The following is a 13,204-nucleotide window of genomic DNA, read 5'->3' on the forward strand; positions in this document are numbered from 1 at the left end:
TTCGAGGCGCAGATGAACGCGGCGCTCGCCGCTGCGCGGCGCGGTGATTACAAAGCGGCCCTCACCATCTGGGAGCCTCTCGCAAGAGCGGGAAACGCACGGGCGCAAAACAATATCGGCGCATGCTTCGTGGAAGGACTGGGCGTCGTCCAGGATGCTGATCTTGCTTGTCACTGGTTGACATTGTCGGCGGAGGCGGGCGACCGGCTTGGCCAGCGCAACCTAGCCTCTTTATTATTCAGGGGAGAGGGCATCCAACCGGACTATGGGCGGGCGGCGGCGCTCTATCGAGCGGCGGCTGAACAGAATGACAGCGAAGCCCAGGATATGCTGAGCTGGATGCTGCTCGAGGGCGATATTATCGAGCCTGATTTTGAAGAGGCTCGCCGATGGGCGCTTGCGGCTGCGAAAAACGGCTCTGCCGCTTCGATGACGCGGCTCGGTATGCTTTATCACAATGCCCTAGGCGTGCCGCGCAATCCCGTCGAGGCGGTCTATTGGTGGCGGCTTGGCGCTACCGCTGGCGACGCTGATGGACAGGCCATGCTCGGCGCGGCCTGTTATCTCGGAAACGGCATTGCCCGCGACTTGATCGAAGCCTTCGCATGGTTGCTGCGGGCGCGCGCTGGCGGCAGCGCGCTCTCAGCAGCGTTCTTCGATGCCGTTCGCGCGTCGCTCAATACGGATGAACTGGCGCTGGCCGAACGCCGCGCAGCTCTGCCGTTGTCGGAAATCGCCGATCCTCCCGCAGATAACCGAGAGGGGGAGTAGTAATGATCGTCGGCACTGCAGGACATATCGATCATGGCAAGACATCCCTCGTCCGGGCGCTGACCGGCATCGACACGGATCGGCTGAAAGAGGAAAAGGCTCGCGGCATCTCGATCGATCTGGGCTTTGCCTATATGCCCGTGAATGGCGCGCAGATACTTGGCTTTGTCGATGTACCGGGCCACGAGAAATTCGTTCACACGATGCTTGCCGGTGCAAGCGGCATCGACTTCGTCCTGCTGGTGGTCGCGGCCGATGACGGCATCATGCCGCAGACGCGCGAACATCTCGCCATTGTCAATCTTCTCGGCATCGAGCATGGCATTGTTGCTTTGACCAAAGCCGATCTTGTGCCGGAAGACCGTCTCGTCGAGGTCGAAGTCGCCGTGCGAAACGAGCAAGCCCCCTTAACGCTCGGCAATACCCCAGTCATCGCCGTCTCGACGGTTTCAGGCCGGGGTATCGGAGCTCTGCGCGATGAGATCGTCAATGCCGCACGCAGGTTCACGCCGCATCAGGCGTCGGGGCGCTTTCGTCTGGCCGTCGATCGTTCCTTCACAATTCAGGGGACGGGCACAGTCGTAACCGGAACAGTCCTGTCAGGCACGGTATCGGTCGAGGATCATGTCGCCGTAAGCCCTTCCGGCCTTGTCGCAAGGGTGCGCTCGATCCATACGCAGAACCGGCCAAGCGAAAACGGCCGCGCGGGCGATCGTTGCGCCCTAAACCTCGTTGGCCAGGGGATCACGAAAACGGCCATCAATCGCGGTGATATGGTGTGCGAGCAAAGCCTGCATGCTCCGACGGGCCGCATCGACGCGACACTGCGTGTGCTCTCTTCAGAGGCAAAACCCATCGGTCATTGGTTCCCCGTCCGGCTTCATCACGCATCGGCAGATGTCGGTGCCCGTATCGTCGTGCTTGCCGAGGAAGCAGCCATCCCAGGAACAGATACCTTTGTGCAGCTCGTGCTGGACAGTCCGATCGCAGCCGCGGTCGGTGACCGTTACATCATCCGCGATACCTCCGCACGGCGCACCATCGGCGGAGGCCGGTTCCTGGATTTACGCGCACCGGCACGCAAGCGCCGGACGCCGGAACGGATGGCTCAACTTCAGGCGCAGACGTTGGTTGCACCTGAGCGCGCGTTCGAGGCGTTGCTCGCGGTGCATCCGTTTTATGTCGACATTGCCGCTTTCGCCCGCGACAGGGCAATTGCCACAGCAGATGCCAGCGCCGTGGCCGCATCGCTGGGAACGGTGCGGTTGTCCATCGATGACACGGCGCTCGCTATGTCGCCTGATCGCTGGGAGAAATTCCATAGCAACCTTTGGAGCCGGCTTGAGAGGTTCCATGTGGAGAACCAGGATCTGCCGGGAATGGGCATCGAGCTGTTGCGGGCTGGGCTCGAGGTGCGCTTGCCCATCCCGGCATTTCGCGCAGCCCTGCAGAACCTCGTCCGCGCGGGAGAGATCGTGCTGGATGGCGCTTGGGTCCGGCTTTCGGGACATCAAGTGACGATGACATTGGCCGACGAGCGGCTGTGGGACAGGATTGAGCCGCTGCTCGGCGGGGCAGCGCGGTTCCGTCCTCCGAGGGTTCGCGATATTGCCGCATTGCTGGCGGTCCCCGAGCAACAGACACGTCGGCTGCTGAAACTCGGCGGCCGCATGGGCAAGGCGCATGAAGTAGCACAGGATCATTTCTTCCTGCGCGAGGCAGTTGCGGAGATGGTTGCAATCATTGCCGAGATCAGTTCTGGCGCCGAGGGGGGCTGGTTCACCGCAATGCAGTTTCGCGACCGTGTCGAAAATGGCCGCAAGGTCGCGATCCAGATCCTCGATTTCTTCGATCGCCATCGCGTTACGCTGCGTCGCGGCGATCTCCGCCGCGTCGACCAAAACCGTCTGGACCTGTTCGGCAATATGTCGAATAGTATCGCCGGCGACGGTGTCGTTTCTGGAGGAGATACGTCCCCGGTGGGGCGTCCGGACTTCAAATCCGGGAGGGGCCGAGAGACGGTCTTTCGTGGGTTCGACTCCCACTCTCTTCCGCCAAGTATCCGCCTTATATAATTGATATCATTTCATATTTTAAAGAGCATAAGTAGGCGTCCGCACTTTTCTCCCCACTCCATTTTGCCCCTGAGATAGCTTTTGGTGGGATGACACGGCCGCATCGTTCGCGAAGCGCGACAGCGCCTTTCGTTTCAGACTGCCGGCAAATCGTTGATGACATCGGCGGCCAATTGCAGGTCTGTTGCCGCCGCGTCAAAGTCGATTTTGCCTCCTGAATGACACCAGAAGCTAGCCAGCGCCTTCACTTTGAAGCCTTCCACTGTATGAACCTGAATTGCCTCGATCAGTTCCACGAGGTTACTGCTGGCCTCGGTACGCAGCCCTATAGGCTTCCTCGTCCGCGTCGCAGGAACGGAAATTGGTGCTCGACGTCCCACATCGCTTTCAGCCCTTGAGCAGTCTGAGCTCTGCGTCATTCATCACATCGTCAACGGCTTTCCAGTGCGCGATGATGTCTTCGTGCGTTGTGTCTGTGTAGTGTGGATGCGCGCGATCGAACTTGGTCAGCAGTTCATCGAGCGACGTCTCTGCGTAGAATACCCACGAGAGCCGAGATCGCGGACGACGGTCGATTTTCTTGATGCCAGGGACTTTGGTCCGTCTGGTGAGCCGTGCAGATTAGCGTAATCTGTCCTTGTTCTGACCGCTGGGGACCAGGACAAGAAGGGAAGCTTTCGCCCCATGCGACAGCCACGTGCAGCAATATCCCGCCGAGGGCTTCCCTTTCGATCAGGCTCCTGAGATGGCGGTTTCATCGTTCATTTCGAAGTAAAGGCAGCGCTCGGCTTGGCACGACGACGACGTGAATGCGACCATTGCCACACTGTTCGAGGACATCCGTCATCTGCGTCTCTTGGCTTTGGCCGAGGGAGCGATGAGCCGCGGCATGACGCGCGGCTGGAGGTCAAAGTATAAACGCTCAGGCGAAGCACGACCGCCATTTGCCGCCCCACCGCAGGAACATTTACGACCGGTGTACGTTGACACTATTCACCCGCAGTTTTGGCGCGGGCAACGTGAGGGAGGTTATCATGAAAGTCAGCCACTGCATGACCACAGACGTTCAGATCGCCGATCCGGAGCAGACATTACGGGATGTCGCCCTGATCATGGGACGTCTTGATGCCGGCGTTCTCCCGGTGAGTGAGAATGACAGGCTGGTCGGCATGATCACCGATCGCGACATCGCAATTCGTGGCGTGGCGGAGGGCAAAGGCCCCGAGGCAAAGGTTCGCGATGTGATGAGTATCAAGGTTAGATACTGCTTCGATGATGAAGATGTTGAAGACGTGCTTCACAACATGGGTGATCTTCAGATACGGCGCTTGCCAGTACTGAACCGAGACAAGCGCCTCGTCGGCATCATCTCGCTTGGCGACCTCGCCACCAAGGGCGAGGCCACCGAAACGGGTAAGGCACTGAGCGGCATCTCACAACGCGGCGGCGAACATTCGCAGACAGCGCATTGACGGTTGGCGGCAGCCATCTGCAAAGGCCAACACCAGTCAGCTGCCACCTGTCACCTCAAGCGCCTCGCGCCGTTGCATCAACGGCACCGGGCGCGACATCTACGAATACCACTATTGCTGCGCAAGGAAGGCTGTGCGCGCGAAGGGCGGCCGGGCACATCAACGGCTGGTGCGATTGAAACGTGTCCTCGCCATCACGCTCAAGACGCGACAAGCTTTAGCGAAACGCTCGAAACGGTTCAGACAAACCGAGCCAACTCTGCCTTTCGCAGTGGCGACTGTCCTGCGCTATTTTAGAGGATCCGGCTGCTGAATTACCGCAGGCGGCTCCTCGCTTCCTTTGCCGCCTTCCTGTATGAACGGCTTTATCAGCGGTATCGCCAATATGGATCCGACCATTAGTCCGATAATCAATATCAACAGGATTCGCATACGATGTGCTCCCAATCTTCGCCCGATTCCGACGACGATCATCTCACTGCGTTGAGCCTCAGCGTCTTCTGATATTCGCCAGAAACAGTCTCGCAAGTCGCCAAATCGCCATGTCTTCGCTTCGCTGTTCGGGTCTCTTGCTCTGATGAAACTCGCCTGCTTTCTATTTCGACACCGCCCTTTGTCGGGGCGAGGAAAAACCCTGCTATGTGCGCGGCGACAAACAAGGTGAGACTCAGCGTCAATCAGGATGAGACTCGGCGGCGGGGGTGTGACGAAGGGAGGGCGTAGCCCGACTGGAGTTACACCCCCGCCGCGGCGCAATTTTTCGGCGTCTCATGATCGCGGTTGGCCCGGTAGCGTCGGTGATTTTCTGAGAATGGAGAATCACCTTTGTGCCGGGTCGCCATGTAACCGATCATCAGACGAGGCTTTTTATGAAGTACCGACAAAACAACCCCATTGAGGTCGCTGCCGCCAAGGCGTCGATCAGCCGGGCGACGGCTTACCGCATCGAGAAGGATGCGCGTCTTCCATCGCAGACCAAGCCGCCGCGCGACCGGCGTCGCCCCGATCCCCTTGAGCACATCTTCGACGCCGAGGTTGTTCCGCTCCTCAAGGCCGCGCCCGGCATCCGAGCGGTCGCCGTTTACAACGAGATGCTGCGGCGTCATCCAGAGCTGTCAGAAGGTGTTCGCCGTACGATTGAGCGTCGTATCCGATCATGGCGGGCTGTTCACGGTCAGGAGCAGGAAGTGATCTTCCGTCAGATGCACGAACCCGGTCGGTTAGGACTGTCGGATTTTACCGACATGGGCAGCCTCGGCGTGACGATCGCCGGCCAATCGCTCGATCATCTGCTTTATCACTTCCGGCTGGTCTGGTCGGGCTTCGAGCATGCCCATGTCATCCTGGGTGGAGAGAGCTTCGTCGCTCTGGCCGAGGGGCTGCAGAACGCCCTGTGGTCGGTTGGCGGTTCGCCGCTCTATCATCGCAGCGACAGCTTATCGGCCGCCTTCCGCAACCTCGATGCCGACGCCAAGGTCGATCTGACGCATCGCTACGACGAACTGTGCGCCCATTATCGCATGACGCCGACGCGCAACAACAAGGGCGTCGCGCACGAGAACGGCTCGATCGAAAGTTCCCACGGCCATCTCAAGAATGCGATCCGCGATGCTCTGCTGATGCGCGGAACCAGGGACTTTGGCGACCTCGGATCCTATCGCGCCTTCATCGATGAGATCGTCAGCCGCCGCAATGCCGCACATGGCAAGCGCATCGATGCCGAGCGCACGCATCTGCAAGCTCTTCCCGATCGTCGCACCACCGACTTCGAAGAGGTCATCGTCACCGTATCGAGCACCGGCGGCTTCGCCTTGCGCAAGGTCTTCTACACCGTGCCTTCCCGTCTGATTGGCCACCGGCTGCGGGTGCGTCTGTTCGACGATCGCCTCGACGTCTTCATCGGCGGCACGCATCTGCTGACATTACCCCGAGGCCGCGCCCATGCGAGTGGCAAGCACGATCAAGTCGTCAACTATCATCACGTCATTCATTCCCTGCGCAAAAAGCCGATGGCGCTTTTGGGGCTCGTCTATCGCGACAAGCTCTTCCCCAGGCCGGAATATCGCAGGACTTTCGACGCGCTCATCGAGCAACTGCCCGAGCGGCAGGCTTGCAAGATCACCGTGGAACTGCTTGCCTTGGCTCACGATCGCAGTTGCGAGCGTGAACTGGCCGAGGAGCTTGCCAAAACGCTCGACGCCCACAAACTGCCTGATCTGGCGGCTTTGAGAGCGGTCTTCAGCCCGGACCCGGATCAGTTGCCGATCGTTCATGTGCAACTCGCGTCGCTCAATGGTTATGAAGCCCTGATCGGCACGGCCTATGCGGGAGAGGTCGCATGAAGAGCAACATCCACACAGTCGATGAAGCCCGCCTCGGCATCATGCTCAACGAACTGAGGCTGCCGACGATCAAGACGTTCTGGCACCAATTTGCCGAGCAGGCCGATCGGGAAGGATGGCCTGCTGCCCGTTTCCTCTCGGCCATCGCCGAGCATGAATTGGCCGAACGCGCCCATCGCAGGATCGAAAGACACCTCGCCGAGGCCCACCTGCCACCCGGAAAGACGCTCGACAGCTTCGCCTTCGACGCTGTTCCCATGGTCTCCAAGGCCCAGGTCATGGCGATTGCAGCCGGCGATAGCTGGCTCGCCAAAGGCGCCAATATCCTGATGTTCGGTCCGCCCGGCGGCGGAAAGAGCCATCTCGCCGCAGCCGTCGGCCTCGCGCTAATCGAGAACGGCTGGCGCGTGCTCTTCACCCGCACGACCGATCTCGTCCAGAAGCTTCAGGTCGCGCGGAGGGAGCTTCAGCTCGAAGCCGCCATCGCAAAGCTCGACAAGTTCGATCTTCTCATCCTCGACGACCTGGCCTACGTCACCAAGGACCAGGCCGAAACGAGCGTGCTCTTCGAACTCATCTCCGCAAGATATGAGCGGCGTTCCATCATGATCACCGCCAATCAGCCCTTCGGAGAATGGAACCGCGTCTTTCCAGACCCGGCCATGACGCTTGCCGCGGTGGACCGACTTGTCCATCACGCAACAATCTTCGAGATGAATGTCGAAAGCTACCGGCGGCGTTCGGCCATGGAAGCCAAACGCCAGCGCGGCAGACCCGCCTCATTCGCGACAATCAAAAGCTCTTCCCAGCTTGTCGCGGAGCGGCAATCAGAACACGATGAAACTCTTGCCAGCGACAATCAACATGATAACTTCGCTCCAACCGCGACATAAGAATCTCATCCAGATTGTCGCTCGCGTCTCATCCTGATCGTCGCGCTATAGCTATGGTCATGTCGCCACCGATGAGACGCTGGATATGTAGCGCGTAACCCAGAAAGATCGCGGCGACGATGGCGGTTATCTGGCACCATGCGGACGCGGCGGAAAGGCGACGACCGGGTCGAGAGCCGGGCCTGCGGATAGCGAGCGGGGATTATTCAACCAGCGCAACTGCGTCAATCCCTGCAGGGATAAGCATGGGGTATGACCGGTCAGGGCCGCATGCCACCACACGTTCAACTGCGCCGGTTGGCCGGGTAATCTCGTCGCTTGCTGCTACTCCCATCCCGAAGGGGGGATCTTTTCGCAAAGCTGCTCTTAGGAGTTCGACGATCCTTGGTGGCCATTTTGATTTATCTCGCCCCGAAACTTGGCGGTCAAGGCATCTGCATAGGCGATCGCCGGGGTAAGACACAGACCGTCGCGGCATTGCCGCAAGCACTGGTACCAGTTGCAAACAGAGTCATTCAATCCGCAAAAAAAGCCGAATCAAGAAACCAAGTGATTTTGAATTGCAACCTGCAATACTCGAGCCGGGCATTACTTGGCCAGAGTATAAATTATTTTATTCATATTATAATTATTAACCATCTTTCATTATCTGTTTATTCACGAGTGCTCTCTTCTGACAAGGCGAGACATGAGCTCAACGGCGCTCGGCCGGTGTCCCCGGATAACGCTCATTGTTGCAGCATCGCGCAATTGGTTGCTTGCGCGATTATTTGCGCTTGGAGGATTGCGAATGACGTTTCGATTTGGCATCGGCCCCCGCCTTTATACAGCTTTTGGTTTCCTGCTGCTGCTGATGATTGGCTTGACCGTCTTTTCCATTTCAAAGATGAACTTTGTCGACCACGATCTCGTGCAGATCAACGAGGTCAATAGCGTCAAGCAACGCTTCGCCATCAATTTCCGGGGTAGCGTTCATGATCGGGCCATTGCCATTCGCGATGTCGTTTTGCGCGATGAGCCAGCCGCGCGTCAGACCGCGATCGATCTGATTGCAAAGCTTGCTGCGACGTATGCCGAAAACGAGCAGAAGATGAATGCGATGATTTCTGTCCCAGGCGCTGCGAGCGAACCCGAGAAGGCGATCATTGCGGAAATCGCCGACGTCCAGTCCAAAACCAATCCAGTTGTCGCAGATATCATCGCGCGCCAGATGTCAAACGACCCGGTGCAAGCCAAGCAGATGCTGATCGAGCAGGCAACGCCTCTCTTCGTCAACTGGCTCAAGGCCATCAACAAGTTCATCGACTATCAGGAAAACTTGAACAAGTCTGTCGGCAGTGGCGTCAGCGTCGTCGTCGCAGGCTTCCAGACGCTGGCGCTGGGCTCGTTGGGAGGCGCTGTGCTTATGGCTATTGCCGCCGCGTTCCTCGCGACCCGCTCGATCACCGTGCCGATGGCCAAGCTGCAGATCGCCCTGCGGCGGATGGCAGAGGGCAACAACGAAAGCACCAGCGATATCGAGGCCCGCAGCGACGAGGTCGGCGATTTGGCGAAGGCCGTTGGCGCCGTGCGCCAAGCCGTGACCTCGTAGGCCGAGGCGCGCGCCGCTGCCGACGCTCGCCGGACCGCTGATGAGAACGCGCGGCTTGAAGCAACCGCGACGGAACGCGAGGCGCTATCGGCGCAGACGAACGATGCCGTTCGCCAGCTCGGCCAGGCGCTTGAGGAAATGGCCGCCGGCAATCTTGATATCCGTCTCGACAATCCGTTTGCCGTATCTCTCGATATGCTGCGCCTCAACTTCAACAACTCCGTAGAGAAGCTTCAATCTGCGTTGAAGACGATCAGTGACAACGCTTTGTCGATCGATGCCGGTGCCCGCGAGATCAGCGAAGCTTCCAATGATCTGGCAAAGCGCACCGAACAGCAGGCGGCATCGATTGAACAGACCGCCGCAGCGCTCGATGAGATTTCGACGACGGTCAATGGTGCGACCCGTCGCGCGGAAGAGGCCGGCAACCTTGTTGCACGAACACGCACGAATGCCGAGCGTTCCGGCGAAGTCGTGAAGCGTGCGGTCGCCGCGATGAGCCAGATCGAAGGTTCCTCGAACGAGATCAACAATATCATCAGCGTCATCGATGACATTGCATTCCAGACCAACCTGCTGGCACTGAACGCCGGCGTTGAGGCTGCACGTGCCGGAGAGGCGGGCAAAGGCTTTGCAGTCGTCGCCCAGGAAGTTCGCGAACTGGCTCAACGCTCCGCCAATGCCGCCAAGGAAATCAAGCAACTGATCAGCAATTCCGGCGTTCAAGTGCGTGCCGGCGTGACCCTGGTCGGCGAGACCGGTACGGCGCTGACGGAGATCGTCGGCGAAGTGCAGGAAATCAACCGTCACGTGAGCTCAATCGTCGAGGCTGCGAAGGAACAGTCCACGGCGCTGAAAGAAATCAATGCCGCGGTGAATTCGCTCGATCAATCCACGCAGAAGAACGCGGCGATGGTCGAAGAGACATCCGCAGCCAGCCATAAGCTGGCTGACGAAGCAGGTTCGCTGACAAGCCAGCTGTCAAAATTCCGCTTTCAAGGCTCTGCCGGGACGGCGCAATCTGCCTACGCACCGAAAGCGCCACAGAGAAACGCTCCAGCGGCAATGGCACGCAAGGTCGCGACAGCTTTTGCTGGCGGTGCGGCTGCTGAAGATTGGCGCGAATTCTAAAATAACCGAGCAACCCGCTACAAAGTGCCGCGACCGTCAATGTTGCGGCACTTTTTCGTTCGGATTTTCGTCATTGCCATTGTGGTGGGCTCGGCTGCGAACACGGCCGTCTGTTATACCCTCGGGATCACAAACGATCTTCTCTTGGAGCGTTTCGTGTGGCAGGGACACGACGAGCCGCCGAGTATCGACGTCGATTCCGAGCACGAGGCGCCGCGAGGACGTGATCCTATAATCCATAACCCTTACATGCATCAGAAGGCGACTTTTTTCGCGGAAGGAGACGGACTTGGCTGACAATGGCGCACCATTGCTTCCTTCCTTGCTCCTTATCACCGCCTTGTTCGCGTCCGCAGCGACCATGGCATCGTGGAGCATCGAGAATGATCGCTCTACGTCAGACAAGCACGGCCTCTTTGAAATCCGTCAAGAGGCCAGGCGCTTCATCTCGAAGGAGAACGCCAAGGGGCTTCAGCAATGGGACGTATTGGAGCCCAACCTGAAGACATTCGTCCCGCGCTGCGCTGTCCCCCTCAAGGCACAGTGGACGCCGAAGAGTTTCGGCCTCTCGCGACGCAGCGTGATGGTGATATGCACTGCCGCGATTGCGAATGTTGCGATGGAAAACTGGTCTGTACACGTGCCTGTACGGCCGAAGTAGGACGTCGACCGAATGATCGGCTTGGATATCGGCCTATCTTCCAAATCTTGTCAGGTTTGCCGGCGAGAAGAATTTCAAAACTTTCTTGGTCGAAGTCAAGCGTTCGACAACCCAGCGGACCGAACTCGTGATCCAGATAGCCGTCGAGCGGGCCGGAATAAAACACATGTGTAATGTGCTCTTTCTGCGCCCGGAGAAATTGCGTGTTGAGGCTCACATTGATGTTGGGATGCTCAAGAATCTGGCTCACCATGTCGCAACTGAATGCCAACCTTGAAATGAGCCCTCCGCTTTTCGCATAGCGAACGCCTGCCCTGCAAATAAAAGCCTATGCATTAGGCAAAACGGGTTTATATATAAATCGATCGAATCGATGCATCTCCTCCCGTGTCGCTTCGATTTGCAGACGCTCTTATCCTCCTCCCAAGATCGTCTGCGGGAACGGCAGCACTCCTCCTCCCAGCTGCTGTTCGGGTCTTTATTCGAAAGCCTGCCGCACCTCCTCCCGCGGCAGGCTTTTTCGTTTTCGGAGCAAGTGGGCTTACCTCTATGCACGTCCGGATGGTGACCGCCTCATCTGGTCTTTCGTGACGTGACGCGACGCACATTGGCGGTAAGCGCTCATTTCCATGCGCGTTGACGTGGCCCATTTGACGTGGGTCGCTTTGTGACGGCCCTATCGGATCAGGCAGCGGTAGTTTTGGCGAAGTTGAAGGGCAGCAAATCAGTGATGTCGGAATCTGTTGCGCGCTGCGGCAGTTCGGTAAGCACGTGGCGCAAGTAGGCCAAGGGTTCGATGCCGCAAGCTCGGCAGGTCAGCATTAGGCTGTAGACGACGGCACTGGCCCTCGCTCCGTCCACGGTGTCGCTGAACAGCCAGGATTTTCTGCCAGTGGCAAAAATTCTGATATCGCGCTCGAGTAGGTTGTTGTCGATCGGCATCCTGGCGTCTTCTGTGTAGCGCGTCAGGTAGTCCCACTGATTTAGGGTATAGGACACGGCATCGCCGATCTTGCTGTCGGGCAAGACCTTCGGGGCGATGTCGTTGAGCCATACCTTGAGAGCATTCAGGATGGGGACACTGTGTTGCTGGCGGAAACGGCGAATGCAATCGGCTTGCGTTTCGCCCTTGTCAGGCTTTGCGTTGCGCGCCTGGCTTTCAATCCGGTAGATCTGCTCGAAGAATTTCAGCGCCTGCTCCGGCGGACCGCCGCCTTTCTTTCTTGCCTTGAGGGCATCGACGAAGCGACGCCTGGAATGCGCCATGCATCCCAGATGGGTGGCCCCTGCCAGCGTGCGCCAGGCGGAATAGCCATCGCTCATCAGGATGCCGTGGTAATCGCCGAGGAAGGCCTGCGGATAAATCTGGCCGCGGCCGGGTTGATAATCGAGCAGCACGATCGGCTCGTCGCTGTCCTCTCCACTCCGATACGCCCACATGAATGATGTGCTGGTGGCCTCCCTGTCCTTTTCCTTCAGCACCTGGACCGTCGTCTCGTCGCCATGGATGATGGCTTGAGACCTGAGCCGCGATTTCAGCGCGTCATAGATGCGGGAGAGATGCCTCTCGCTCGAACCGATCACCCAATGGCCCAGAGCACCGCGGCTGACGGGAACGCCGGCGCGCTCGAAGGCCTGGGCCAGGCGGTAGAGCGGCGTGCCATCGACATATTTGTGAACAAGAGCAAATGCCAGCGTCGAGGCCGTGGCGATGCTGCCCGGCAAGGGCTGCGCGGGCATTGGCGCAAGGACAACAGGCGTGTTGATCCCGGTGCGATCGCAATGGCGGCAGGCATACTTGAGCCGCACATTCTGCAGGACCTTGGCCTTCACCTCGATGTGGAGCTGCTCGGTGACGGCCTCGCCCATGCGATGCATCTGGTGACGGCAGCAAGGACAGGCCTTCTGGTCGTCGGCAAGGTCATATTCGACGCGCTCGCGCGGCAGATGTTCCGGCAGGGGCTTGCGGCCACGTTTCTTGCCCTCTGGCTTCTCGATCGCCGCAAAGCCCGTGTCCGGCAGGTCGACGACCTCCCCATTGTCTCCGCCGGCGTCGTCTTCATCGGCAACCTGCTCGGCTTCATCGAAGAGGCGGTCCACGTGCTTTTCGCTTTTCGGCGCAAAACGATGAAGCCGCGCCAACACCAGTTCTTCCTCGAGCTTGACCACGCGTTCCGTGAGCTGACGGTTCTCCGCCTGCAGCGCCGCAATGCGCGCCATCAACTCCTCAACAGTGGGTTCGCCGGGTCGGATCATCAGATTCTTGAA

General features: G+C 58.9%; 9 protein-coding genes, 1 tRNA gene and 3 pseudogenes. 10 read left to right on the forward strand and 3 right to left on the reverse strand.

The genetic code is table 11. The annotated features are described in order from the left end of the window. Positions 1-12 precede the first annotated feature (12 nt). The 3 genes and pseudogenes from WGT02_RS24185 (at position 13) to WGT02_RS24195 (ending at position 2,828) form a co-directional block, all read left to right on the forward strand. Positions 13-771: a tetratricopeptide repeat protein gene (locus WGT02_RS24185; protein ID WP_063828723.1), complete on the forward strand. Its 759-nt coding sequence runs from the start codon at positions 13-15 to the stop codon at positions 769-771. Between the two features lie 2 nt (positions 772-773). Continuing rightward, a pseudogene (gene selB / locus WGT02_RS24190) lies at positions 774-2,603 on the forward strand (selenocysteine-specific translation elongation factor); the annotation flags it as partial. A gap of 129 nt (positions 2,604-2,732) precedes the next feature. Beyond that, positions 2,733-2,828 (forward strand) — tRNA-Sec (locus WGT02_RS24195). Between the two features lie 152 nt (positions 2,829-2,980). On the opposite strand, the gene WGT02_RS24200 is transcribed toward WGT02_RS24195, so the two are convergent. After that, positions 2,981-3,142, reverse strand: coding sequence for a hypothetical protein (locus tag WGT02_RS24200; protein WP_157997394.1), 162 nt, complete (start codon positions 3,140-3,142; stop codon positions 2,981-2,983). A 738-nt stretch (positions 3,143-3,880) separates the two neighbouring features. Here WGT02_RS24200 and WGT02_RS24205 point away from each other — a divergent pair. The 7 genes and pseudogenes from WGT02_RS24205 to WGT02_RS24235 all read left to right on the forward strand — a co-directional run bounded on the left by WGT02_RS24205 (position 3,881) and on the right by WGT02_RS24235 (position 10,936). Then, positions 3,881-4,318 (forward strand): CBS domain-containing protein, encoded by a 438-nt coding sequence (locus WGT02_RS24205; protein ID WP_208247115.1) that lies wholly within the window; start codon positions 3,881-3,883, stop codon positions 4,316-4,318. Between the two features lie 869 nt (positions 4,319-5,187). Then, positions 5,188-6,660, forward strand: a complete 1,473-nt coding sequence (istA, locus tag WGT02_RS24210; protein ID WP_208245170.1) for an IS21 family transposase — start codon at positions 5,188-5,190, stop codon at positions 6,658-6,660. Then, entirely contained in the window at positions 6,657-7,553 is an 897-nt protein-coding gene (istB, locus tag WGT02_RS24215; protein ID WP_208245168.1) for an IS21-like element helper ATPase IstB, read from the forward strand. The genes istA and istB overlap by 4 nt, the downstream gene beginning before the upstream one ends. 790 nt (positions 7,554-8,343) lie before the next feature. After that, positions 8,344-9,144 carry an MCP four helix bundle domain-containing protein gene (locus WGT02_RS24220; RefSeq protein ID WP_225039966.1) on the forward strand — a complete coding sequence of 267 codons (801 nt, stop codon included), beginning with the start codon at positions 8,344-8,346 and terminating at the stop codon, positions 9,142-9,144. Positions 9,145-9,282: 138 nt separating this feature from the next. After that, the gene (locus WGT02_RS24225; protein ID WP_225039964.1) at positions 9,283-10,275 is read left to right on the forward strand and encodes a methyl-accepting chemotaxis protein; all 993 of its coding nucleotides are present in this window, start codon (positions 9,283-9,285) and stop codon (positions 10,273-10,275) included. A gap of 87 nt (positions 10,276-10,362) precedes the next feature. Continuing rightward, positions 10,363-10,539: pseudogene (locus WGT02_RS24230) on the forward strand (hypothetical protein); the annotation flags it as partial. A 46-nt stretch (positions 10,540-10,585) separates the two neighbouring features. After that, positions 10,586-10,936, forward strand: a complete 351-nt coding sequence (locus tag WGT02_RS24235; protein ID WP_375679599.1) for a hypothetical protein — start codon at positions 10,586-10,588, stop codon at positions 10,934-10,936. Positions 10,937-11,072: 136 nt separating this feature from the next. Here the strand turns inward: WGT02_RS24235 and WGT02_RS24240 are convergent. Together WGT02_RS24240 and WGT02_RS24245 are read right to left on the reverse strand one after the other, a co-directional pair. After that, positions 11,073-11,189, reverse strand: a pseudogene (locus WGT02_RS24240) (UDP-galactopyranose mutase); the annotation flags it as partial. A 431-nt stretch (positions 11,190-11,620) separates the two neighbouring features. Beyond that, positions 11,621-13,192 carry an IS66 family transposase gene (locus WGT02_RS24245; protein ID WP_208245164.1) on the reverse strand — a complete coding sequence of 524 codons (1,572 nt, stop codon included), beginning with the start codon at positions 13,190-13,192 and terminating at the stop codon, positions 11,621-11,623. Positions 13,193-13,204 lie beyond the last annotated feature (12 nt).

Source organism: Rhizobium sp. T1470, assembly GCF_042140505.1.
In the GTDB taxonomy this organism is placed as follows: domain Bacteria; phylum Pseudomonadota; class Alphaproteobacteria; order Rhizobiales; family Rhizobiaceae; genus Rhizobium; species Rhizobium favelukesii.